Here is a 24,101-nt window from a genome sequence, read left to right as displayed (position 1 = left end):
TCTTACTACTCTCATTTTTTTTAGCTATTGCCTGCCAAGCAGAAAAGAAGGTTGTTATGCCTGACAAACCTCTAAAAATTACTTTAAACATGACTACTAAAGAGCTTTATGAGAGCAACCCTGAATATACAGCATTTCAAGAAGGTGATGCTCAGCCTATGGGTGTGACATTCCAGGGGCATGTCTTTCCAAGATATAAAAGCCTACTGTCATTACTAAATATCCTAATGGTGAGTTAAGTATTAATGGTGTTATGTCAGTTTTAGCTTACGACGATAATAAACAGGAGATTATAAACCCGAAACTACCCAACTCTTTTTCTGAACTTAGTGCTGTCAAACGATGGTTAAGGTTATATAGTTGAAAGATATAGCATATTTTATTTTCGCATTGATTTTACTAACAATTGCGGGCTGTAGTACGGACAAGAGCAACTCTATGCACCTTACTTTCTCTAAGGCAGACAGTCTTGAAAACGAAAGCGATCTCTCTGTTAATCTCACATTTTTTAGTGAATATTCAGCTTCACAATGGTATCCCTATCAAAAAAGAATAACCATTATGTATAATAGCAAACTATTAGTTCACAATCTTAATGAACCGAATGTTGCGCGCACTTCAATTGAGGTTCTCAACCCTAAACAGTCACTACACTATGAGAATGATAGTGATAACGTATATGCAAATATTGGTGTAGATACTTTTGAGAATTTTAAATTTAGTTCTGAGTTTTATAATGTGTCTGTTGATATTAAAAATGGAAAAAGCCCTATTCTCTCTAAAGCCAAATATCTAGCAGGAACAAATTTACTAAAATTGCATTATTATGATCCTAATGAAGCTAAGTATAAAATTTATCCGCTCAATGTTGAGGACTTTAATTACATTGATGATTCCTACACTTATGAGCAGCTTAAAAACTCTGAAAAGCTGTTAGAAGGCGATATTCGAAGACTAAAACATCTAACGTCAGAGCAAAACCAAAGTCTTATCTTAATTCATAGAAATAAAGATTTTAGACCGTTAGGTGGCAGTTGAAGCAGTTAACACCATATGGGTCAGTCATTGTATTGGTCAACTAATTTAGGACGGCTTATTAGAGCTTTTATTATGGCTAAATCAGGACATGCCACTGTGGTTACAATGGATTATCAGGATGATTATGCATTGGGTTACCTTGGAGATATTTGGCTTTTACCTACCAGAAAGTGTCACTGTGGATAATATATGAAAAATTTAATATTAATATCATCAATTCTATTATTTGGATGCGGAGCAGCTGAATCTATAGATGAAAAGTTGAGTACTGATAGAAATGGCAATGATTTGACAACTGAGTCTAATACTGAAAGCACTTCCAACTCATCAGTTGATTCAGATAACTTTCTATCTAATAAAACAGAAACATCTGATCTAAATGATGATACTCAAGACTATGATGCACAAAAATCTTTAGGCAAAATACTAGATTCAGGTGATTCTAGGGAAGTAGTTTACTTGATTCATCCGACTGATGAGTTGCTGACTTACTGCTATCATGACGTAAGGTCTGAATGCTATATTGAAGGAGTACGTAATAGCCAGTTCTTTAAATATGACATTTCTCAAGTTGAAGGCCAAAACAAAGGTAAACTAACTTCTCCAGGCAATCCTATCGACTCAGCTAAAACTACGCCAATGAAGTGGCTAACTGTAAATGATGAGTATGCGCAAGTACTTATGACTTCAAAAATAATGCTGAACTCTCAACAATATACTTTGCATGAGCCTCTAGTTATCGATTACGAAGCTGGGATGATGGTTAGATAAGTAGTTTATGATTAAAAAAACATTTAGCAATTGGTTCTTTTTTAGTTTTATGCTTCTAACTACTGCCTGCCAAGCAGAAAAAGAGAGCACTATGCCTGATAAACCTTTAGAAATTTCATTAAACATGACTGCTAAAGAGTTATACGATGCCAACCCTGAGTATAAAGCGTTTCAAGAAGGCGACGCTCAGCCTATGGGCGTTACTTTTCAAGGTTATGACTTTTCAACAAGCAACATGGGGAAAGCAATTTTCCATTATTCTGATGATAGTTTCAAGATTGACCAAGTTGTCACTATTTTAGCTATGGATAAGGTAACTAGCGAGCAGAGAGGGTTGAATAAAATTACAGTTGATTTTTTCTTCGATAAGACAGACAACGGTATATCAGACGAAGATGCTTACAAAAAAATGATGGCTTTCTTTAAAGAACTACAAGATAAAGGTTGGACTTATGCGCATTCAAATAGTGCTCCTAGGTTGACTGCCAAAGATAGTTTTACATTTGCAACGACAGATGAAGGTTCAGAATTATATCTTGACTACAGTTACCCACTTACTTTTAAAGAATGGATGCAACTTAATGATCTACAGCTATGGCGATTAAGATATGGCACAGAAATCTATATGGACATTAGGATAAATAGACAAACAGATCCATCTACTGGTAATCGTCATTATCTAATTAGTTTAGATGTCTATGACGAATTAGAAAAAATTCAAACCAATTTAGACTCTGAGGATAGAATCAGATGGCAAGATACCTATCCAGAAACCTATCCAGAAATAGTCTCTTGGAGATTAGAGAATGAAACTTCTGCCATCAATATGGGTCTAAGAATTCAGCAAAATCAACCTGACTATACGCTACCACTCATACTCAAAGAAACAGGCATAGATACCAGCAAGTCTGTATCTATTGACCCTTATAAAATCACTTACGAAGAGTTCATTAAACGTTCCGAGGCGGATGAAGACATGACGCCTTATTATGAGAATCAAACCAAAGCCAACAAACCTGAAATTACCAGTCAAGCAAGAGGCCGTTGCCTAGCTGGTCAGCCCTAAGTCAGGCTACTGGTTCACGCAAGCAAAACCTGACAGCCGTGCTTACTTTAAACAAGGCGATATCATGCCTGATTATCCTAACAATAATTGGGGTGAGGTTATTTGGCAGTTTGAGGGGGAAGAAGGTTAGTTTTTTATATTTCGTTCTAAACCACCCTTGGGTGGCTTTTTATTTCTAGTCCTCTCCACTCAACCGCAAACTCATGCGCAATCTGTAGAGCACAACTATCAACAGCATACCCCGACTCTGACCCAGACTGCCTTAGGTGGCCAACACTTAACTGAGCGATTAACGCAACTGGCAACGGGGCCTTGGTCGACAAGTGAATGACCATAACGCGATTAAGACGCAACTTGAGACTATTGCAGAAGAACAGCAAACTACAACTCATCAGCAAACACCTTACACGCTGATCGATAGCTCAGCTGTAGTGGTCAACTAATTTAGGACACCTGATAAGAGGTTTTTATTAAAGTATCGTTTCTCTTTTTCTACTGGTTCCAGATGTTTATTAAAAGAATGCTGTCTGATATTCTGATAGTCGCCCCAGATATAATCACTGAAAATAAATCTCACTACATAAAAGCTTTGTGATTAAATTGGTTGTGGTTATAACTTACCCCTATAATGACGCCATAAAATATATATAATCTATCTCATCGTATTCTTAACCATTCAAGGACTGGATTCTTATGAGTAACTCTGAACAAATCACCTCCTCTGACAATACTCATTATCTACATCACACTTTTTTTGAGCCAAGTGATAGTGATACCACTATTACCGCCACCCTGCTGATAGTTCACGGCATGGCAGAACATAGCGGTCGTTATGCAGATTTCGCACAGTTTTTAGCCGATCACGGTATTGCCGTCGCGACTTATGATCAGCTCGGGCATGGGAAAACCGTCAAATCTGCCAAAGACTTGGGGTTTTTTGGGCATGAGCATCCTGTACAGTCGCTATTAAAAGATGTCATCATCATGGCAGATAGCTTAAAAGCTCGTCATCCGACTGTTCCGCACTTTGTGATGGGTCATTCTATGGGTTCGTTTATTGTACGCAACGTACTCAAGCACCATGCGCGAGACTTTACGGGCGCAATCCTAATGGGCACAGCGGCTGCCAATCCATTGACCAAAGTATTACTGCCTGTTAATAAGCTACTGGCAAAAGCCGCGCCTAAAAAGCCAAACACCATACTTGCTAATGCGATGAATAAGGTACTCAATAGTAAGCTTAACAATCGTATTTCCTCTTCACAGTTTGCGTGGCTAAATGAAGACCCCGCCGCTGTCGAAGCGTACGAAGCCGATCCATTAAACGGTTTTACCTTTACCAATAACGGTTTTATGACTTTATTTACTCTGATGGAAGCAGGATTGAATAAAAACTGGGCCACGACGATTGCTAAGGATTTTCCGATACTATTTATCAGTGGAGAAAATGATCCTATCGGTGATATGGGCCGTGGCATTCGCAAAATTGCTAGCCGTTTAGAGAAACAGCATTTCAGCAATGTATCTGTACAACTCTACCCTCACATGCGCCATGAACCACTCCATGAACAAAATAAAGAGCAGGTTTATCAAGACATATTAGGCTGGATAAATAGTAATACTGCAGGTGGCTGAAAGTGTTTATAGCAAACAAAATAGATATGAACCTCTATAAATTTATAGCAGAAGCATTGCATTATAAATGGGATCCTATAGGTATTTCAGATGTTCCACATTCGATAGGAGAGTACGATTCTTATGTACCTGAACTATATGAGCTGATCTGTAAAAATGCTGATGGGAAAATAATTTTTGATTACTTATGGAAAATTGAAGTTCAGGAGATGGGATGTGACGGCAATAGAGCCGCCACCTTAGCGTTTGTAGATTATCTTAAAAAAATGAGCAGTAAAGTAGATAGTTAAAAAGCAGGTAATTATTCAGTAATGATAGTATTTTATCTATCTGATAAAACATTGTTATGAATTCAAAGGTAACCTGCCATCTCAATGATTGCCCATAAAACTGAAGAAAAACTGTGAAATAAGCGCTAAATTATTAACAATACGGTAAGCTTCTTATAGCCGACCACACTCATTACCACCATTTTATTTACCTTTCATCAATTTTAGGGATTTTTATGTCATTACAACAGACCATCGAACAAGCTTTTGAACACCGTAACGAATACAGCCCAAGTACTATGCCACAAGACGTACGTAATGCTATTGAGCAAGTGCTTGAGCAGTTAGATAACGGTACATTGCGCGTTGCAGAAAAAAAGGATGGCGAATGGGTCGTTAATCAGTGGGCAAAAAAAGCCGTACTGCTATCTTTCCGCCTAAATGACAACTACATTCAAGCAGCTGGCGAACACCTGCAGTTTTATGACAAAGTTCCGACTAAGTTTGCTGACTGGACTGAAGCACAATTTAAAGAAGCAGGGGTACGTGTTGTGCCACCAGCGGTTGCTCGTAAAGGCTCATACATTGCAGCCGGTGCAGTATTGATGCCGTCGTATGTCAACATCGGTGCTTATATTGATCAAGGCGCAATGGTAGATACATGGGCGACGGTTGGTTCATGCGCCCAAATCGGTAAAAACGTCCATCTATCTGGTGGTGTTGGTATCGGTGGCGTCTTAGAACCGCTACAAGCCAACCCAACTATCATTGAAGATAACTGCTTTATCGGCGCACGCTCTGAAATCGTTGAAGGGGTTATCGTAGAAGAAGGCGCTGTCATTTCTATGGGCGTTTATATCGGTCAATCTACCCGCATTTATGATCGTGAAACAGGTGAAATCCATCGCGGCCGTGTACCAGCTGGCTCAGTCGTTGTACCGGGCAGCTTACCGTCTGAAGATGGCACACACAGCTTATATGCAGCTATTATCGTGAAAAAAGTCGATGCACAAACCCGTGCTAAAACATCAGTAAATGAGTTATTACGTTTAGCCTAAATGCTTAGTTACTATGTTTAGTTACTACATTTAGTCACTATATTTATTCAATACATTCGCTGTTTTGAATAATAAAAAGATGCTGGGGTTTACTCCGGCATTTTTTTTGTCACTTAATAGCAGCTTAATAGCAGCTTAATAACAGACATTACGTTATAATCCATCTCTTGTTTTAGCCTTATTCAGACATAACGCGACACGTACCACAAACCGCCTTTTTATTACGATTGATAAAGGTTTAATCACTTTATCAACATCTAATTGTATTTGAAATATTATGAGTGAGTTATCTTTACGCACTTCTGCGATTCCTGTTACTGATCCAGAAGCTGGGTTACGTTTGACCGAGATTTTTTATTCCTTGCAAGGTGAGGCGCTGACCTCAGGTTTGCCGACCATATTCGTCCGCCTAACTGGCTGTCCACTGCGCTGCGTCTACTGCGATACCGAATATGCTTTTAGTGGCGGCGAGCGTCAGTCGCTTGAGACCATCATGACGACTATCGCAAGCTTCCCGTGTAAGCGCATTTGTCTAACTGGTGGCGAGCCTTTAGCGCAGCCAAATGCCATTGAATTGATGACACGTTTGCTGAATGACGATTATGAAATCTCACTTGAAACCGCAGGTGCACTGACGGTCGAAAACGTCCCACCAGCGGTCAGCAAGGTGATGGATCTGAAAACCCCAAGCTCAGGCGAAGTTGATAAAAATTTATGGTCAAATCTTGATTATCTGACTCAGCACGATCAGCTTAAGTTTGTGATTATGAACCGTAAAGACTATGACTGGGCAAAGGCCAAACTTATCGAATATAAGCTAGATGAATTGGTCGGTACAGTTTGGTTTTCACCAATGTTCAATGTCGCTGAGAATGACAGTAGCCCTGATGTGCCTGTATTAGCGCGAGAGCTTGCTGAATGGATATTAAGCGATGCCTTGCCGGTACGTTTTCAGTTGCAATTACACAAAATTATTTGGGCGGATGCTAAAGGTAAATAACATCCGAAAACCTGAATAAATGCTCCAAATAAATAATCTGTATGGATAATATAAATAAATAGCTAGGCAGCTATAAGGACACATGGATGGTCAAACTAATTTTATTGGGCTTATTGGCCGGTGCGTTCTTTAGCTCCACGTTTATCTTAAATGAGCTGATGAGTAGTGCCGGTGGCCATTGGTTTTGGTCAGCGAGTCTGCGCTATTTATTTATGTGGTTAATCATCACCGTCATTATTACGATGCAGCATGGCTTTGGGCGCATTAAAGAATTGAGCGCTATCTTCTTTCAGCATTGGCGATTTTGGTGCACTACCGGTAGTATCGGCTTTGGTGTATTTTATACTGGCATTTGCTATGCTGGTGACCACGTTGCCGGCTGGGTCGTCGCGGCGACTTTTATGTTTACCGTAGTTACCAGTCTGTTGGTATTATTGGCATTTGGGCAACGCTTTGATAAAAAATTCATTCTTTATGCGCTGCTGGTCTTTATTGGCGTGGTACTCGTCAACGTCAGCGAGGGATTACGTGCCTCTGCCCTAGCAGATATCAATACCGTTCCAATGGCTGATATGCTGCTATATGGCGCTCTGCCTGCGCTGGTTGCGGCGTTTAGTTACCCCATCGGTAATCAACTGGTTTGGCAAGTCTCCCACAACTCTCGCAAACATACTGCTGAGCGACAACAAGCAAGAGAAAGCGCCGACCATCAAAATAATATCGACACGCATACACAACAACTTATCACCGAAGCGCCAGTGCTCTCTGTTGCCACACAAGCTGTCGATACACGCCCTCATGATGTGCCAAACAACACGCTAAATGCAAATAGCACGACCACTACTCAGCCAACCTCTGCATTACAAAACCTAATCGCTCGTATTCCTGCTATTGAGACGACCTTACTGCAAAACGCCTTTAATAAAATATGGCTAATGACCCTTGGTAGTTTACCATTTTGGCTAATTTTAGGCTTGATAGTGCGCCCTGAAGCACCTGCTACCTCGCAGCTATTCAATACTTTGCTGGTGGCTTTATTGGCAGGCGTTGCCGCGACAAGTATATTTTTATATGCCCGTGAGCAAGCAGTGACGTCAAGTGAAGTCGCTGGCGTGGACTCTACCCAAGCCAGCGAGGTCATATTTGCTTTAATTGGCGGTATATTACTGCTAAATAATGCGATACCTTCGGCATTGGGCTTAGTCGGTATCGGGCTGATTATGCTAGGGCTGATATTATTTGCAAAAGATGGGTGAGGCTAAAAAACATCAATGATAAATAGTTTCATTTTCCCAGATATTCTACTATATTTATTAGATATGGTTGGGGTGATTGCTTGCGCTATCGCTGGTACGTTGCTCGCTCAGCATAAAGGCTTTGATGTTGCGGGCTGTATCCTAGTGTCTATGGTCAATGCCATTGGCGGTGGTACGCTACGAGACATGGCGCTCGATCGCCATCCATTATTTTGGATGACCGATCTTAACTATGTGATTGTTATTACCCTCACCTCGCTTATCTTACAAATATTTTTTCATCTGTATCATAAGATTGATAATGCGCTCAAACTCTTTGATGCCATTGGTTTGGCAGCATTCAGCGTTATCGGTTTTAAAGTGGCATTGGCGCAAGATATGTCACCAGTTATCGCTGTCATGATGGGAGTTTGGACTGCCATTATCGGTGGCTTATTACGTGATATTATCTGTAATGAAATACCTTTGTTACTCCAGCGTGAGATTTATATCACTGCCAGTGTCGCAGGGTCATTGACGTATTTGGTGCTCGACTACTGGGGTCTTGACGCTATAGCAAACGAATTTACTATGCTGTTTGTCATCTTTGCCGTGCGCATGCTGGCATTGAGATTTGATTGGCATCTTCCTTCCATTCGCTTAGTAAGTTAACAGGTGACTAAACGCTTAGCCACCTGTTAACTTACTAAGCGAATTTTCTGTGTGAATCCTTATGATCAGTATTATGAGTGTCAATGTCTATGCGTGGCTGAATGCCTGCTGTATTACTTTATTTGGTCAACCTTTTGATCTATTGTTCGCCGCGCCCTTAAGCGTGACTGCCACCTCTAACATTGCTGCCTCTGTTGGACCGGCTGTTAATGCAGTAACGCAAAATCCGCTAGCTCTAACACCTGAGTTTGTCACGCGATTTGAGCCAACTTCATTTATGTTTTGGCTGGAAATGTTCGGCATTTTTGCTTGTAGCGTCTCAGGAACGATTTTAGCAAAGCATAAAAACTTTGATGTGTTCGGCTGTATTCTAGTGGCTATGATTGCAGCTATCAGCGGCCCTACCGCGCGTGATATTATTCTTGATCGCTATCCATTATTTTGGATGGTCAATATGAATTATCTATTAATCATTACTATTACTTCCGTTGGCTTTCAGATATTTTGTAACCCAAAGGCCCGCCATGTGGATGGCTTATTAAAGCTCTTTGATGGCTTGGCACTAGCAATTTTCACCTTAATTGGTATACAAGTGGCGCAAGAAATGGGTGCAAATATTCCTATCTGTATCTTACTTGGGGTATTGAATATTTTATTCGGCGGTGTCATTCGTGACATGCTATGTAATGAGATTCCATTAGTATTGCAGCGTGAGATTTATGTGACCGCAGCGATTATCGGTGGGATATTGTATTTTGTCATGGAAGGCATGGGCATTACGCCTTGGATAAAAGAAGCGTCAACGATGATGACTATTTTTGTGATTCGCATGATGGCAGTACGCTATGATTGGCACTTCCCAGATATTAGTCTGATGAAAAAGCATTCGCTTTAATATAATTAGTTTTATATCAAAAACAACAAAACGTAAAGTCAGAAAAAGGGCATTAATCTTTATGATTAACGCCCTTTTTAGCTCAATAGCGACAAGAAATAATTTTAGACCTCAGTAATAACCGCCAAATCCTTAACCATTAATTGCAAGCTTTGTTTGCCATTCCACTCATTGATATCTAACTCAAACAATATATGCACTTTTTCGGCGCGGTAATCCCAAGCACTGCTATCAAAGTTAAATTGAATTGCCTCAATTGGGTACTGCACATCGGGATAACGCAGAGATAACTTAAGATGTTTGTCTTTTAGTATTTTAAAGTTTAAGACTTCAAATACACCATCAAATATCGGGGGCGCGAATCCATGTCCCCAAATGCTGGCATCCGCTAAATGCTCAGCGAGCCATAAGCTAAAGTCGCCCGCTTGCAAAGGACCATCGGTAAATTTCTGCTCAGCAAATACTTCATCATCCATCTGTGCCAGTACGTCGCTAAGAGCTGTCACAAAGCCATCAAAATTACCCCGTTTCAATGTCAATCCTGCTGCCATCGCATGACCACCAAAATGGCTGATTAAATCAGGATGACGTTCGGCAACTTGCTCAATCGCATCACGAATATGCACGCCTGCGATAGAACGCGCCGAGCCTTTAATAGCATCATCGTCACCCGTGCGCTTAGTATCCGCTGGCGCAAAAACAATGCTAGGCAAATAATGGCTTTCTTTTAAGCGACCTGCAACGATACCGATCACGCCTTGGTGCCAGTCATCTTGATATAACACAATACTGCGATCGTGATTATTAACAACCTGTTTCTCAGTTTTATGCTGAATAATCATATCAGCGCTTTCGTCAGCATTAGCATTGTCATCAATATCTGTAGCAGCAGTAGCTAACGCTTGGACGATGCTATCCGCTTGCTCACGCATCTCGCCTTCTACTTGACGACGTATACGATTGAGCTGCTCAAGCTCTTGCGCCAATCGTTGCGCGGTTTGCCAGTCATCCGCTAGTAAACACTCGATACCGATGCGCATATTATCCATACGACCAGCGGCATTGATACGCGGCCCTAAGACAAAACCAAAGTCTTGCGCCTGTAGTTTTTTGGGATCACGACCTGCTTGCTCTAATAACGCTAATATACCCAAAGAGCAGCGCCCCTGACGAATGGCGTTCAACCCATGATGTACTAAAATACGATTGTTTTTATCAAGGACACCAACATCAGCAATCGTCCCAAGCGCCACTAAATCCAGATACTGACTTACTTGGACAGTAGACTTGCCCACTTCGCGGCGTAGTTTCGCAAGTCGCCCCAGTACATAAAACGCCACGCCAACGCCCACGAGCGCTTTACTGGTAAAATTACAATCGAGCTGATTGGGGTTGACCACGGCTTCCGCAGGTGGCGTCTCTTTAGTCGTCAGGTGATGGTCAGTGATAATGACGGTGATACCATCAGCCTGCGCACGTGCAACACCTTCATGGCTTGAGATTCCATTGTCTACCGTGACAATCATTTGCGGCTGATAAGTCTCAATACCTAATTCGACAATCTCTGGCGTCAGACCATAACCGTATTTAAAGCGATCCGGCACCAAAAAGTCTACCTTAGCACCCATCGCTGTCAGCGCGCGCATCATGAGCGCAGTACTGGTGGCCCCATCGCAATCAAAGTCACCAACGATAAGAATACGTTGCCCTTCATCGATGGCGACATCTAAGAGATTTACCGCCTCAATAATACCTTTTAGCCTCTCAGCAGGTAACAAACCGGATAACTGAGTTTCAAGTTCATCAGGTTGCACGATCCCTCGACCCGCATATAGGCGAGCAAGGGTGAAGGATTGGGCGGCAAGTGGTTGCAACGCGGCGGGCAACTCGTCGATGCGAGTGCTGATATAACGGGGGGTTAAATTTAGCATATCGGTATTCTACTGGCTTTGGCAGGCGGTCACAATGTTAATTTTCAGCACGTCAGTATAGAGTTATTAATTATTTAGGCGGTCACAATGACGTAACTTATAGCATAATTTAAGCATATCGCGTCATTTACAAAAACTGTTCATATTGACCGTAATTTTATGCATTTTGCTACAAAGCAATGATTGTATGGCGCTTATAAATCCATAAAATGGTAAACATCTTATAAGCACATCAGATGCTTGCCATCTAATTTAATATTTGATGCTTTATTATTCACTGTTTTTCTTTTAATTGCTTCTTCTTTTAATTACTTTAAGGATACTTTATGAAAACCACCCCCGCTGCTGAAAAACTATCCAATACTATTGATCCAAATTTAGATCTTGAGCAAGTCAAAAAAGAATGTATCGCTATGGTCAAAAAACGCGCCAGAATCTCTGCTGGTGTTGCCATCGTTCCTGTGCCATTTTTTGATGTGGCAGTTGACGCTGGCATGCTGACGATGCTGCTACCTGAGATTAGTGAGCGCTTTGGTTTGCTCGAAGACCGTAAGGCTGCTGTAGATCTAGAGTCACGCGCTATTCACTGGAGTGCGCTAAAAGATCGTACCGTTGATTTTGCAGGACTGATGGCAACTCGTGGTATCGTTAAAAAGACCGTTCAAGGCTTTGGTGGTCGTATCGCTGCGAAGCAAGTCACCAAGTTCATCCCACTCGGTGGGCAACTGGTCGCGGGCACAATGGGCTATATGATTTTTAAGAAGATTGCGACTGACCATATCAATGAATGCTATAACTTAGCAAAAGATATTCAACAAAAGCAACACGGTAAAAATGTCTAAAACTGTTAGACATTAAGAATCATGTCATAAAAAAAGCCCGCTAAGAACAACTATCTTAACGGGCTCTTTATTTCAACCTAGCTATGCACTTTACTGCTTAATGACAGCCTTTTTCATAATACATCTCTAACTCAACGAACTTCATATCCCCAACTATAATAATATTATCCGCATAAGGACGATATTTTCTAAGCACTATTTGCGCAGTTGTCTGCTTATCAATGAGAATCACTCCATCTTCGAGCCGAACATAGTCATCAAAACTAAACCCATCCCCCATGATTTTTGATCCAGAGCCTTTCCAGTGACACTGCTGTACGTGATAATCAGACATCACATACACACTCCTTATAAAAAATAGACTGGGTATCAAAGCAATTAAGATACAAAAAATAAGTAGCTTACGATTCATGTGACATTTAATCTCTGGTAAAAATACATTTTTAATCATTCATCTTATATCGTCGTGAATATCGATGGTAACAAAGTAACACGATCAAAACTGTTAAAAGTCATGTCATAAACACCCAGCTAAGACCAACTGTCATAGATGGGTTTTCTCTTTGTTATTCAAGCATAACAAGATATCGATAAATGCTTTCTTTCACGTATCTTTTAAGAGAGCAATCTATTCAGTTTGTTCAATCACAATAAGTATGTGTGGTGTTTTATCCTCTCTATCAACATGCACGATAGCTTGCCAGCCACTATATAAGGGTATTATCTCAGCAAATTTTAGTGACGAGCGTTTTTCTAACGTTTGTAGCGTTTTTAGCTGCTTGGTATGATGCGCTACAGGTATGAGAGTCTTTAAAACTTCTGAAAATACCGGTAATGACTTGCCTTGTTGTGGCTTAATATTGTATGAAACGCTACTTAAGTCGCATCCCGATAACGTCGCTTCAATACTGAGTCCATTTGCCTGAATGGATTCAGTAATCACTTGGGTATAGTCATGTATATCAATATCTTCATGACTCGTCCCACCAAGACTAAGGTCTAACAAGCTCTTATTTTTGATACGAGATAGTCGGCAATTATCCCGATAATAACTACTAACAGGACTGCTCTTTTCCCAATTTACCGTAAACTCAATTACCGGCTCTAGCAGCTCACCATCCTCATATGCTTCAGGATGCGAGCGATAGTTAGGCACTGCGCTATAATAAATTTGTTTACCCTTCACCTCGTACTCAACGATATGCTCGCTAAAGGGTGCATAGAGCAATATTTCATGTTCATTGATAATACTTTTATTCTGATTTAATAGCAGATAATAAATCGTACTATTGGAATAAACACTCCCTCCCAATGGACCCATAGATTCGACTTCTAAAGCTATATCTTCAATGCCATCGCGATTAAAATCCTCCTTTATCAATGGTAGTAAGCGCAGACTATAATCCATGCTCTGCTCGTCACCATCAGCATCTTCATATTTATCTGAACAGCGATACTCAAGAGCAGAACTTACTTTGGGATTAGGCTTTGGTGAAGAGCAGCGTTTTTCTACCAATTCAACAATGAGCTTTTTTGGTAGCACAATATTATTAGTCTTATTGCTAGTAGCTTTAGTACTTGCCTCAGCCAGCGATAGCGGTATTATCGATAGCAAAAGTAAAACACCTAAATAGCGTAACCCTACATAACGTAACATGGTCATCTCCTTAAGCCTGTGAGCAATAAAATTAGAATAGCATGGCTGTATAAAATAAATAATAAATATAGCTCATTCTAGCGACATCGAATGAAGGAAACGATATAGCTTTTCAAAAAATAGTGAACCTTCAAAAGACTCAATGATCAAATATTTTTAATAGAAAAGACTTTTAACTAGCCAATAAAAAAGCCCTGAATTATCAGGGCTTTTTTACTGTTACGCTATGTTATGAATCAGCACTCTACTAATTCACATTTTGTTAATCATTCACGGGATTATCAGGTTGGTAGTTTGAATGTGATGGCTTTGCAAAAGCAAACTTGACCACCTGTAACGCCACACAAACGGCACCAACGATAAAGATGACGTCAGCAAAGGTACGAATCCAGCGTAGTGTTTGTAAGAAGTCTTGCTGTAAGAAACCTTCACTACGAGCGTACCATAGACCTTCCGTCATTGAAGCGTAAGCTTGGTAAATACCAATGGGTAATAAACTGGTCACAAGCATCAATACCAAGCCTATATTTAGCGCCCAAAAGCCCGTTTTAATGAGGTTTTCATTGAAGATATAATCTGGACGAATATAACGCATGACCAGTAAGATAAAACCAATCGCTAAGAATCCATAAACCCCGAATAATGCAGCATGAGAGTGAGCGGCAGTCGTATTTAACCCTTGTAAATAGAACAATGACACCGGTGGGTTAATCATAAAGCCAAGCACACCAGCACCCAACATATTCCAGAATGCAACGGCAACGAAGCACATGATAGGCCATTTGAGTTTGTTCATCCATGGCGCTTGACGCTGTAGCGACCAATGCTCATAACCTTCATAACCCAATACGACTAAGGGTACAACTTCTAGCGCGCTAAATGAGGCACCGATTGCCATCACTGGGGTGGTAGTACCAGAGTAATACAAATGATGGAAAGTACCGGGTACACCGCCGAGCATAAATAGTGCCGCAGAAGCAATGGCGGAACCAGTAGCAATCTTTTTATTTACCAAACCTAAGTTATAGAAAATAAAGGCAAGCGATACAGTAGCAAATACTTCAAAGAAGCCCTCTACCCATAAATGTACCACCCACCAGCGCCAGTATTCCATAATGGTTAAGTGTGTACGTTCGCCATAGAACAAGCCAGCACCGTAGAATAAACCGACGCAAACCACAGAAGCAAAGAATATCGCCAGTAAGTTCTTATCGCCTTCTTGTTTAAATGCCGGTAAACAACCACGGGTCATTAATACCAACCAGAATAAAATACCAACCCATTTTAGAATCTGCCAGAATCGACCAAGATCAATAAATTCATAGCCTTGATGACCAAACCAGAAGTTGTATTTTGCTGGCATGATACCGGCAATGGCAAAGTATTGGCTAACGAACGAACCAACGACCACGATAATGAGCGCAAACCACAGTATATCAACGCCCAATTTTTGATATTTAGGATCTTTACCGCCATTGATAAATGGTGTCAAGAACAACCCTGCCGTTAAGAAAGCGGTGGCTATCCAAAATAATGCGGCCTGAATATGCCAAGTACGTACGAGTGAATAAGGGAAGAAGTCAGCAACTGGAATACCATAAAACTCTTGGCCTTCGACGGTATAATGCGCGACAAAGCCACCAATAAATACTTGAAAGACGAACAATGCGACGACTAAAACCCCATATTTTGCTAACGCTTTTTGCGAAGGCGTTAACGCAATCCTAGTTAATGGATCAGTATCGGGTGTTACTTGCTTCACGTCTTCTTCTTTACGTAAGAAAGACCAACCCCAAATCAGAAAACCTACTCCAGCGATTAAAAATACCACACTAGCGATAGACCACATGATATTTTCTGATGTCGGAACGTTATCAATAAGTGGCTCATGTGGCCAGTTATTGGTATACGTGGCATCAGTGCCAGGACGGTTAGTAGAAGCCATCCAAGTCGTCCAAAAGAAAAAATTGGTGAGCTTTTGTCTGTCCTCAAGATTTGGCAAAGTGTTGTTCTTCATTGCAAAGTTTTCACGCGACTTTTGTAACGAAGGCTCATTACCATACAAACCTATATAGTACGGTGCAATCTCATTCATCGCGGCGATCCGAGTATCAGATAACACCACTTGGTCTTTATCATTGACAGCACTACCACGATATTCTTTCTTCAGCTGCGCATTTAGCACCGCTTTTTGATCGTCAGTAGCAGCAGCAAAATCATGCCCATAGAGCTCTTCTGCTCTGATATCTAACCATGCTACAAGCTCTCTGTGTAACCAGTCCGCTGTCCAGTCGGGGGCTTGATAAGCGCCATGACCCAGTACAGAACCAAGCTGCTGACCACCAGTACGCTGCCAAGCAGACTGCCCATCTAAGATATCTTCTTCTGTGATTAAAACTTTCCCATTAGTATCAATATACTGATCAGGTATGGGGGGGTGCGGTACGATAGATTTCTACGCCGCCCCAGCCTAGAAAGGTAAAGGTAATGATGAGGACGGCAAGTAAGCCGAACCAATACTTCTTATACTCGCCCATATCTTGCTCCTATTGGCTAGATAGATTGAACCCCTTAAAGGTATATTTAAAATGAATGTTTGTAAATATAATCATGCTTCCAAAATTAACAATAATACTGCCCGTTGATATAAGTTTATTAATAACTGCCTAAAAGTTCTCTGCCGATTAGCATCAAGGTTGAGATTAGGGATTTGGCAGCTAAGTAGACTTTATCGGTTAATTGGTTAATTGGTTAATTGGTTAAATTCATTTGACGATAATTTACATATAGCATCAAATTGGAAACATAATAACATTCATTTAATATGAATGTTAATGATTATTTCTATTTATTATTATCATTACTATAAACTCCAGCGTTCACTATTAACAAAAAAGCCACCTATTTAGGTAGCTTTCTTGCCAATCAATACGTAAAAGTTAAAATTTGCTTTAAATATTGGTTATTAAATAATAAAGCCAGATTAGGATTCATCTGGCTTATCAAACAACTTTTCAATAGGTTTGGTATGTATCGTTGAGCTATTGAACATCGACTTGTTGCCTGTATCACCTTCTGTCCAAAAGTTGATATTGAATTGGGCATCATCACTTAACTCTACACGATGCCAATATTGAGGTGGGCTGACAGCAAATTGTCCGGCTTTGATGACAATGGTTTTTTCGGGTTCAGTGGCAGCTTCATCAGCAAACCCATAAAAGGTCACCGTGCCTTGCATGACACAGATTTGCCCGTATACACCCTCTGCCGTATTGTGATGGGTCAATAAGGCAGAGGGGACTTTACCCTTGGTAAAGAAATGGGTCGAACGTTTTATTTTCCAATGGCTTGGAACGACTGGGTTGGTGGTGGTGGCGTCACTCATGATAGCTCCTTGGTTTATTTAATTATATTAGGCTTGCTTATCCTAGGGTTATTTATCTTAGTACTTTTTATCTTTAGCTGTCTTAAAAAAAGGTCTTATAGATAAAGACAAAACCGTTAATGATAATAATTATCGTTTATACAAAATAACATTTTTTGAAATGTTTTGCTACTCTCATGTGTTCGTGACTATGGATGAATAAGTAAAATGAATAGGTAAAACGAATAGGTAAAAAGCTAAAACCACTTATTACTCCCTATTAAGTAGTAGGGAAAGGAGTACTTATACTGCTTTCGCTCAATAGTTATGTAGCCCCCTTATTGCTATCTTGTGCCCATTACCAGCATCAGAATTTATAATGGGGACATTATTATGCATGCAAAAGAATTACTTGAGCTTGAACGCCGTGATATCAGAGCACTTCACTATACGTGGATTGCTTTTTTTCTGACCTTTTATGTCTGGTTCAATATGGCGCCGCTTGCCACGTCGATGCTACAGACTGAAAGCTATTTGACCCCTGATCATATTAAGTTATTCCTGATTGCCAACGTCGCTTTGACCATTCCTGGTCGCGTGATTGTTGGAATGGCGTTGGACCGTTTTGGTCCTCGGCGCGTTTTTTCCATACTCATGGTAGTGATGGCAATACCGACTTGGTTCTTCGCTTTTGGTGATTCTGCCATGCAGCTATTCGTCGCGCGGTTATTCATGTCTATCGTTGGCGCAGGTTTCGTCGTCGGTATTCATATGACAGCTTTATGGTTTAAGCCAAAAGACATTGGCTTTGCCGAAGGCTTCTATGCAGGTTGGGGTAACTTTGGTTCCGCTGCCGCCGCTATTACCATACCCACTGTAGCCTTACAGTTTTTTGGTGGTGACGATGGCTGGCGCTGGGCAATTGCGTTATCTGGTTTGCTATTAGCTGTATATGGCGTAGCTTATTGGTTTTTAATCACTGACGGACCAGAGGTTGGTACGCATAAAAAAGCACGAAAATCAGGGGCTTTAGAAGTATCTACTTGGAAAGATTTGTGGTTATATTGCCTATTTATTATTCCATTATATGGCGTATTGGGATTGCTGGTTTATCGTACCCAAGCGATGAATTTTTTAAGTATGACAGGCGCTATCGTCTGCTACAGCGTGCTTGTATTGATGATTGTTTATCAAATTTATAAAGCCATCAGTGTGAATTTACCTATAATCAAAGCCGGTATTCCAGAAGATGATAAATACCCCTTTAAATCGGTTGCTGCTTTGAATGTGAGCTACTTTGCTAACTTTGGCGCAGAGCTAGCGGTTGTCTCCATGCTACCGATGTTCTTTGCGGCAACTTGGAAATTGGATCCAACCGCAGCAGGTTTGATTGCGTCAACGTTTGCATTTGTGAATTTATGGGCGCGTCCACTTGGCGGCTATATCTCTGATAAAGTCGGTAATCGTCGTTTAGTGATGTTGGTTTATATGTTTGGTATCGCTATTGGCTTTGTGCTGATGGGCTTGCTCAATGCCGAATGGCCGCTGTTTATCGCCGTCGTATTCACCATCTTATGCTCGGTATTTGTGCAGGGTGCAGAAGGCGCAACCTTTGGTATTATCCCTTCCATTAAGCGTCGTCTGACTGGTCAGATATCAGGGATGACAGGCGCTTATGGTAACGTTGGGGCGGTATTCTACTTATTCATTTATACCTTTGTTGAGCCCAATCAGTTCTTTTATATTATCGCTATCGGTGCGCTGATTGCGTGGATTGTGTGCTATTTCTGGCTAGCAGAGCCTGAAGATGCCTTTGGTGATGAGTATAAAATGTCATCGGTCGATCGGCAGATTGCCGCAGAAAGTCAAAGCTAAAATGCAGACCTTTTGTCTGTCTGTCTAAACATAAAAACCCACCTAGCGAAAGTTAGGTGGGTTTTTATGTTTAGACTATAAATACCTTTAGCTTAGTGAACATTATTTTAAGAGATCGCTATTTAGACAAATGGTTTACTGTCCAAACCGCTGCTTCGACACGCGTGCGCAGACCTGTTTTATTAAGAATATGCTTTACGTGTACCTTCACTGTCGATTCGGCAATATCTAAACTATTGGCGATCATCTTATTACTGAGCCCCTCAGCGATCATTTGAATCACTTGTAGCTCTCGGGTGGTCAGATTGCTAGCAATATCTTGAATACTTGGCGTGCGTAGCGTTTGTGCCAATATCGAAGCCAGATTTGGGCTGATGACCAGCTCGCCGCGTAGTATTTTTCTAATATCAATAATAATCAACTCAGGCTCCATATCCTTTAACAGATAACCATCGACGCCTAATTTTAAAGCTTCTTGTACGTCTTCACCACTATCAGAAACCGTGAACAAAACGGTCTTGGTACTGATATTTCTTGCTTTGATTTCTCTTAAGGTTTCAATACCAGTGAGTACCGGCATTTTATGGTCGAGTATCACCAAATCCACTTCATTATTTTCTAAAAATGCTAGCGCCTCTTGACCATTGCTGGCTTCACCAACGACTTTGACATCGTCCTCAAGACTTAATAACTCGAAGATGCCTCGACGTAGCATAGGATGATCATCGACCAATAATAACCTAGCTGGAGACGTACTGGTATAAACTTTGGTGCTCATAACATACTCACAAATAAAAAAATGGTACAAGAGTTTAATTACCCGAAAATGATACATTCAAAAATAACCAGCTAATTGCTCAAAACTAGCATTTTTTTGATTACAAATAAGCGTCTTTATTGCTATCTTCATCAAAGAAGTTGGGTTCAAATCTCACAGTAATAATAGTGCCGCGTGGTTGGTTATCAGTCACGATCAATTCGCCGCCGATATCATGGGCACGCTCTTTCATAATCATCAAACCGTGATGCTGTGTCTGATCGACACTGCCTAGCATTGACATCCCAACCCCATCATCAATAATATTCATCACGATATGTTTATCACTATCCTCATAGCCAAGCTGAATCTCTACGTTTTGTGCTTGGGCATGGCGGCTAATATTTGACAAGGCTTCTCTGGCAATTTGAATCAAATCTATCTGTTCGGTGGCACTTAAATTAAGCGTCATAATACGATTGTGGACTGTCACATTAAAACTGCCTTTTAAAGCAAATTCACTGGCAGCTTCGTGTAATGCTTCATCAAAATTGTCGTTATCAATCGTTAGGCGAAACGTCACCAATAAATCTCTTAACTGCTGATAAGCCGAACCTAGCCCCACTTTTATCTGTTCGATATTTTGATAGATGGGCGCTTCAACTGGCTCGCTGGCAGCATTTTTAAGATGCCTTTCTAAGACGCTAACTTGGATTTTCAAATAGGACAACGACTGCGCTAAAGAGTCATGCAACTCTCTGGCAATGGTCGATCGCTCTTCAAATAAAATAAGCTGATGTTCTTGCTGTCTTTGTTTGCGCAGCGATAATGCCGCACTGATTAAGTTGGTCAACGCAACGATTAACTCGTCATTTTGGGCATCCAACTCAACACTCGAAAACGGGAAAATACTGCCTGTTGCTGTCATCTGAATACGCTGTGAAGCCGTTATCTCGCTACTGTCATCATCAGAGATAAAAGAACGATTCATTACTAGCATAGACTTTGGTCTAACGCGTAACTCACCAAACTCTTCTTGTTGATGGCTGATAGGATAAGACTTAGTGAACTCACCATTTTTGGTCACGCAGTTATCGCAATTAAGTTTTTTGCACAGCTCTTTCATTCTTTCGCCATGTAGAACGATGGCGTTTTTATTGGTTATATATTTATTCTGTATACATAAAGTGAATTCTAAATGCGGCAAAGTCTTACTGAAATCAGCAACCAACTTATCGAGACGATACAAGCTGACTTGGTTGGTGGTGATAGATTTGGAAAAATCATAAAACAGCGACAGTACGTGATTGGCTTTTGTCAGATGTTGGGTTTTTATCTGCACCTCACTCTCAAGCGAGCGCTGATAGGTCTCAATCGTACTTGCCATGTCATTAAAAGAATTGCCAAGCACCTCAAATTCTCTATAACCCGTTATAGATACTCTGGTATTGGTCTTACCTCTTTTAAATTGGTTATTGGCTTTGATGAGTTGCTTGATAGGCGTTAGCACTGCTTGATGCAGTCGGCGCATGCCAATCAGCATAATAATGATGGTTAATATCAGTGATAATATTTGTAGGTTTTGCTGCCATGTCTGACGCTGTTCGTTTCTGTACTGCAACTCGCTAACCAAGCGATTAACATCGTCAATATACTTGACTGAAACGCGATAAAACGCCTGCTTATCTTGCCCTAGTAACGCAGGCTTTAAAGCCTGAAACCACTGGGATTTTATCTGATTGAGTTGATTGGTAATGGGCGTACTTCTGTTAGCACTTGTCAACTGGTACGTCTGCAATTCTTCCAGCCGACTTTCCATATCTTCGATAAGAATTTCGACCTTTTCAGAGGTGTCTTTATTAGAAAAATCCAATTTACCCTGTTTTTCAACTTGCTTGTCATGAGTAAGATTAAGGCTGTCTTGCCGAATATTTAAACTTGAGCTAAAAGGGTTGTCATCAGAAAAATCCGTCGCAAGCTGAAAACTTATACGATAAGCTGCCATACGTATCGAGCCTGCCGTATTAATAGCCTCAGCATCTGACTTCGCTACCCAAGCAAGCGTACCACTTCCTATCGCTGACATGAAGCATAAGATAGCGACGATAAGGACGGCGCCCCAAGCATGGAGTGATAAAGAGTGTCTTCGCAAGCTATTCATCATTTGTGGCTTTTACCTATAATTAAACCATCTCAACTGCAAATTAAAGCGTACCAACAAGCAAAAATTATGCGCTCAAATCTTATTTTAGACGCTAAATTTTTGCCTGCCTCCTACCCCTTTTAGCCATCAGTATACCACTATGTATGAATACTCATAACCGCCATATCACAGTACCGTAAGTCATCATTTGCAACAAATATAGCAAATGCCTGTGAATAAATCCGTTAGTGCTATGCCGTCATTGCTCAAGTTTACTGACTGATTATTGGCAATCTAAACGATAGTCTATGGCGATTTCAATAGCGACTTAACGTGATAAAAACACCAATTATAACTAAGCATAGACGATATTAAGTGAGGAATCGTATGGGCAGTCATTACAACTTCAAAGGTGGTAAGCTCATTACTGACTGGCGTCCTGAAGTAGAAGAATTTTGGGAAGGCGGTGGTAAAAAAGTCGCTCGTCGAAATTTATGGATATCCATTCCATCATTGCTATTAGCGTTTGCGGTATGGATGGTATGGAGCGCGGTCATCGTGCGCTTACCAGAAATTGGTTTTGATTTTGATGCAGGACAGTTATTTTGGCTCGCCGCGCTACCCGGTCTATCTGGTGCGACGCTGCGGATTTTTTATTCTTTTATGGTGCCTATTTTCGGTGGACGACGTTGGACAGCGATATCGACAGCCTCTTTATTAATTCCAGCACTGTGGATGGGCTTTGCCGTTCAAAATCCTGATACGCCATTTATGATATTTGCCATTATTGCGCTACTTTGCGGCTTCGGTGGTGGTAACTTTGCGTCATCCATGTCTAACATCTCTTTTTTCTATCCAAAAGCTGAGCAAGGCACTGCGCTTGGGCTAAACGCGGGTCTTGGTAATCTTGGTGTCTCGGTGATGCAGTTTGTCGTACCGATGATTATACTGGTTGCCGCATTTGGTAGCTTGGGCGGCGATCCACAAGTTTCTGCAAGCGGCAAATTGTTTTATCTGCAAAACGCTGGCTTTATTTGGGTGCCCTTTATCCTGCTATTTTCAGCATTAGCTTGGTTTGGCATGAATGACATTGCTACCGCAAAAGCCTCTTTTAAAGACCAATCCATTATCTTTAAACGTAAACACAACTGGATCATGTGTATTCTTTATATGGCGACGTTTGGGTCATTCATTGGCTTTTCAGCAGCGTTCCCGATGTTGATTAAAAACTCATTCCCAGCCATTGATGCACTCAAATTTGCTTTTCTAGGTCCTCTAGTCGGCGCATTATTTCGCCCATTAGGTGGCTGGATATCTGATAAAACCAGTGGCGCAAAAGTGACATTTTGGAACTATGTGATCATGGTTTTGGCAGTGTTGGCGGTGATGTACTTCTTACCTAGTGAAACCAATGAGGGCAGTTTCGTCGGCTACTTTATCTCCTTCATGGTGTTATTTATTACGACAGGTATCGGTAATGGCTCTACCTTTACGATGATTCCTGTGATTTTCAGAACGTTTCATGATCGCCGTGAACCAGAGAAAGCGGGTACAGAAGAGTTATTCATCGAGATACGTAAAGAGTCAGCGGCCGTGGTTGGTTTCACCTCAGCAATAGCCGCCTATGGCGCTTTCTTTATCCCTAAAATGTTTGGTTCTGGACTGGGTGTTGATGGTACTTTTATTGCCTTAATCATTTTTTATGTTCTCTGTATTATATTAACGTGGTGGTATTACAGTCGTTCTAACGCTGAAATACCTTGCTAAAACTATTTTCTTAAAAGCTGTCTTTTAAAAATGGTCTTTTAAGCCGCAAATTTTTAAGCTAAAAAACCTCTCTTAATTGTGCTACTTACCCATGTAAGTAGCACTTTTTTTGTCTAAATTTTGCCA

General features: G+C 40.9%; 21 protein-coding genes. 14 read left to right on the top strand and 7 right to left on the bottom strand.

What is annotated here, in order from left to right:
- The first annotated feature begins 56 nt into the window (after positions 1-56).
- The 11 genes from DABAL43B_RS04370 (at position 57) to DABAL43B_RS04320 (ending at position 9,639) form a co-directional block, all read left to right on the top strand.
- Positions 57-239 (top strand): hypothetical protein, encoded by a 183-nt coding sequence (locus tag DABAL43B_RS04370; protein WP_079691237.1) that lies wholly within the window; start codon positions 57-59, stop codon positions 237-239.
- Between the two features lie 121 nt (positions 240-360).
- Positions 361-1,038, top strand: a complete 678-nt coding sequence (locus tag DABAL43B_RS04365; RefSeq protein WP_079691236.1) for a hypothetical protein — start codon at positions 361-363, stop codon at positions 1,036-1,038.
- A gap of 189 nt (positions 1,039-1,227) precedes the next feature.
- Entirely contained in the window at positions 1,228-1,809 is a 582-nt protein-coding gene (locus DABAL43B_RS04360; RefSeq protein ID WP_079691235.1) for a hypothetical protein, read from the top strand.
- Between the two features lie 91 nt (positions 1,810-1,900).
- Positions 1,901-2,875 (top strand): hypothetical protein, encoded by a 975-nt coding sequence (locus DABAL43B_RS04355; RefSeq protein ID WP_145952492.1) that lies wholly within the window; start codon positions 1,901-1,903, stop codon positions 2,873-2,875.
- A 693-nt stretch (positions 2,876-3,568) separates the two neighbouring features.
- Positions 3,569-4,510 (top strand): alpha/beta hydrolase, encoded by a 942-nt coding sequence (locus DABAL43B_RS04350; protein WP_079691233.1) that lies wholly within the window; start codon positions 3,569-3,571, stop codon positions 4,508-4,510.
- A 2-nt stretch (positions 4,511-4,512) separates the two neighbouring features.
- Entirely contained in the window at positions 4,513-4,800 is a 288-nt protein-coding gene (locus DABAL43B_RS04345) for a hypothetical protein (protein ID WP_079691232.1), read from the top strand.
- A 215-nt stretch (positions 4,801-5,015) separates the two neighbouring features.
- Entirely contained in the window at positions 5,016-5,837 is an 822-nt protein-coding gene (dapD, locus tag DABAL43B_RS04340) for a 2,3,4,5-tetrahydropyridine-2,6-dicarboxylate N-succinyltransferase (protein WP_079691231.1), read from the top strand.
- 277 nt (positions 5,838-6,114) lie between these two features.
- Positions 6,115-6,837 carry a 7-carboxy-7-deazaguanine synthase QueE gene (gene queE, locus DABAL43B_RS04335; protein ID WP_079691230.1) on the top strand — a complete coding sequence of 241 codons (723 nt, stop codon included), beginning with the start codon at positions 6,115-6,117 and terminating at the stop codon, positions 6,835-6,837.
- Positions 6,838-6,923: 86 nt separating this feature from the next.
- Positions 6,924-8,093 carry a multidrug resistance efflux transporter family protein gene (locus DABAL43B_RS04330; protein ID WP_079691229.1) on the top strand — a complete coding sequence of 390 codons (1,170 nt, stop codon included), beginning with the start codon at positions 6,924-6,926 and terminating at the stop codon, positions 8,091-8,093.
- 15 nt (positions 8,094-8,108) lie between these two features.
- Positions 8,109-8,744, top strand: coding sequence for a trimeric intracellular cation channel family protein (locus DABAL43B_RS04325; protein ID WP_079691228.1), 636 nt, complete (start codon positions 8,109-8,111; stop codon positions 8,742-8,744).
- A 73-nt stretch (positions 8,745-8,817) separates the two neighbouring features.
- Positions 8,818-9,639, top strand: coding sequence for a trimeric intracellular cation channel family protein (locus DABAL43B_RS04320; RefSeq protein ID WP_227516739.1), 822 nt, complete (start codon positions 8,818-8,820; stop codon positions 9,637-9,639).
- 104 nt (positions 9,640-9,743) lie between these two features.
- Here DABAL43B_RS04320 and recJ read toward each other — a convergent pair whose 3' ends face one another.
- The gene (gene recJ, locus DABAL43B_RS04315; protein ID WP_079691227.1) at positions 9,744-11,570 is read right to left on the bottom strand and encodes a single-stranded-DNA-specific exonuclease RecJ; all 1,827 of its coding nucleotides are present in this window, start codon (positions 11,568-11,570) and stop codon (positions 9,744-9,746) included.
- Between the two features lie 326 nt (positions 11,571-11,896).
- On the opposite strand from recJ, the gene DABAL43B_RS04310 reads away from it, so the two are divergent.
- Positions 11,897-12,412 carry a hypothetical protein gene (locus DABAL43B_RS04310; RefSeq protein WP_079691226.1) on the top strand — a complete coding sequence of 172 codons (516 nt, stop codon included), beginning with the start codon at positions 11,897-11,899 and terminating at the stop codon, positions 12,410-12,412.
- Positions 12,413-12,509: 97 nt separating this feature from the next.
- On the opposite strand, the gene DABAL43B_RS04305 is transcribed toward DABAL43B_RS04310, so the two are convergent.
- The 4 genes from DABAL43B_RS04305 to DABAL43B_RS04290 all read right to left on the bottom strand — a co-directional run bounded on the left by DABAL43B_RS04305 (position 12,510) and on the right by DABAL43B_RS04290 (position 17,454).
- Positions 12,510-12,746 carry a hypothetical protein gene (locus DABAL43B_RS04305; RefSeq protein WP_079691225.1) on the bottom strand — a complete coding sequence of 79 codons (237 nt, stop codon included), beginning with the start codon at positions 12,744-12,746 and terminating at the stop codon, positions 12,510-12,512.
- 294 nt (positions 12,747-13,040) lie between these two features.
- Entirely contained in the window at positions 13,041-14,069 is a 1,029-nt protein-coding gene (locus tag DABAL43B_RS04300) for a hypothetical protein (protein ID WP_079691224.1), read from the bottom strand.
- Between the two features lie 262 nt (positions 14,070-14,331).
- Positions 14,332-16,446 carry a nitric-oxide reductase large subunit gene (locus DABAL43B_RS04295; RefSeq protein ID WP_413771841.1) on the bottom strand — a complete coding sequence of 705 codons (2,115 nt, stop codon included), beginning with the start codon at positions 16,444-16,446 and terminating at the stop codon, positions 14,332-14,334.
- A 606-nt stretch (positions 16,447-17,052) separates the two neighbouring features.
- Positions 17,053-17,454 (bottom strand): DUF1971 domain-containing protein, encoded by a 402-nt coding sequence (locus DABAL43B_RS04290; RefSeq protein WP_079691223.1) that lies wholly within the window; start codon positions 17,452-17,454, stop codon positions 17,053-17,055.
- A gap of 372 nt (positions 17,455-17,826) precedes the next feature.
- Here DABAL43B_RS04290 and DABAL43B_RS04285 point away from each other — a divergent pair, with 372 nt between their 5' ends.
- Entirely contained in the window at positions 17,827-19,308 is a 1,482-nt protein-coding gene (locus tag DABAL43B_RS04285) for an MFS transporter (protein ID WP_079691222.1), read from the top strand.
- A gap of 118 nt (positions 19,309-19,426) precedes the next feature.
- On the opposite strand, the gene narL is transcribed toward DABAL43B_RS04285, so the two are convergent.
- A complete protein-coding gene (gene narL, locus DABAL43B_RS04280; RefSeq protein ID WP_079691221.1) occupies positions 19,427-20,086 on the bottom strand; it encodes a two-component system response regulator NarL in 660 nt (219 codons plus the stop codon).
- A 100-nt stretch (positions 20,087-20,186) separates the two neighbouring features.
- The gene (locus DABAL43B_RS04275) at positions 20,187-22,226 is read right to left on the bottom strand and encodes a histidine kinase (RefSeq protein ID WP_227516768.1); all 2,040 of its coding nucleotides are present in this window, start codon (positions 22,224-22,226) and stop codon (positions 20,187-20,189) included.
- Between the two features lie 369 nt (positions 22,227-22,595).
- On the opposite strand from DABAL43B_RS04275, the gene DABAL43B_RS04270 reads away from it, so the two are divergent.
- The gene (locus tag DABAL43B_RS04270; protein ID WP_079691219.1) at positions 22,596-23,975 is read left to right on the top strand and encodes a NarK family nitrate/nitrite MFS transporter; all 1,380 of its coding nucleotides are present in this window, start codon (positions 22,596-22,598) and stop codon (positions 23,973-23,975) included.
- Positions 23,976-24,101: the final 126 nt, after the last annotated feature.

The sequence above is a fragment of the Psychrobacter sp. DAB_AL43B genome (assembly GCF_900168255.1).
In the GTDB taxonomy this organism is placed as follows: domain Bacteria; phylum Pseudomonadota; class Gammaproteobacteria; order Pseudomonadales; family Moraxellaceae; genus Psychrobacter.
Note: the sequence above shows the minus strand (reverse complement) of the source record. Positions and strands in the feature narration are given on the sequence as shown.

Coding starts and splice junctions, on each gene's coding strand:
- DABAL43B_RS04360 (WP_079691235.1), top strand. CDS start 1,228: ATGAAAAATTTAATATTAATATCATCAATTCTATTATTTGGATGCGGA.
- DABAL43B_RS04330 (WP_079691229.1), top strand. CDS start 6,924: ATGGTCAAACTAATTTTATTGGGCTTATTGGCCGGTGCGTTCTTTAGC.
- narL (WP_079691221.1), bottom strand. CDS start 20,086: ATGAGCACCAAAGTTTATACCAGTACGTCTCCAGCTAGGTTATTATTG.
- DABAL43B_RS04320 (WP_227516739.1), top strand. CDS start 8,818: ATGAGTGTCAATGTCTATGCGTGGCTGAATGCCTGCTGTATTACTTTA.
- DABAL43B_RS04290 (WP_079691223.1), bottom strand. CDS start 17,454: ATGAGTGACGCCACCACCACCAACCCAGTCGTTCCAAGCCATTGGAAA.
- DABAL43B_RS04305 (WP_079691225.1), bottom strand. CDS start 12,746: ATGTCTGATTATCACGTACAGCAGTGTCACTGGAAAGGCTCTGGATCA.
- DABAL43B_RS04350 (WP_079691233.1), top strand. CDS start 3,569: ATGAGTAACTCTGAACAAATCACCTCCTCTGACAATACTCATTATCTA.
- queE (WP_079691230.1), top strand. CDS start 6,115: ATGAGTGAGTTATCTTTACGCACTTCTGCGATTCCTGTTACTGATCCA.
- DABAL43B_RS04300 (WP_079691224.1), bottom strand. CDS start 14,069: ATGTTACGTTATGTAGGGTTACGCTATTTAGGTGTTTTACTTTTGCTA.
- DABAL43B_RS04370 (WP_079691237.1), top strand. CDS start 57: ATGCCTGACAAACCTCTAAAAATTACTTTAAACATGACTACTAAAGAG.
- DABAL43B_RS04270 (WP_079691219.1), top strand. CDS start 22,596: ATGGGCAGTCATTACAACTTCAAAGGTGGTAAGCTCATTACTGACTGG.
- recJ (WP_079691227.1), bottom strand. CDS start 11,570: ATGCTAAATTTAACCCCCCGTTATATCAGCACTCGCATCGACGAGTTG.
- DABAL43B_RS04325 (WP_079691228.1), top strand. CDS start 8,109: ATGATAAATAGTTTCATTTTCCCAGATATTCTACTATATTTATTAGAT.
- DABAL43B_RS04285 (WP_079691222.1), top strand. CDS start 17,827: ATGCATGCAAAAGAATTACTTGAGCTTGAACGCCGTGATATCAGAGCA.
- DABAL43B_RS04355 (WP_145952492.1), top strand. CDS start 1,901: ATGCCTGATAAACCTTTAGAAATTTCATTAAACATGACTGCTAAAGAG.
- dapD (WP_079691231.1), top strand. CDS start 5,016: ATGTCATTACAACAGACCATCGAACAAGCTTTTGAACACCGTAACGAA.
- DABAL43B_RS04310 (WP_079691226.1), top strand. CDS start 11,897: ATGAAAACCACCCCCGCTGCTGAAAAACTATCCAATACTATTGATCCA.
- DABAL43B_RS04275 (WP_227516768.1), bottom strand. CDS start 22,226: ATGAATAGCTTGCGAAGACACTCTTTATCACTCCATGCTTGGGGCGCC.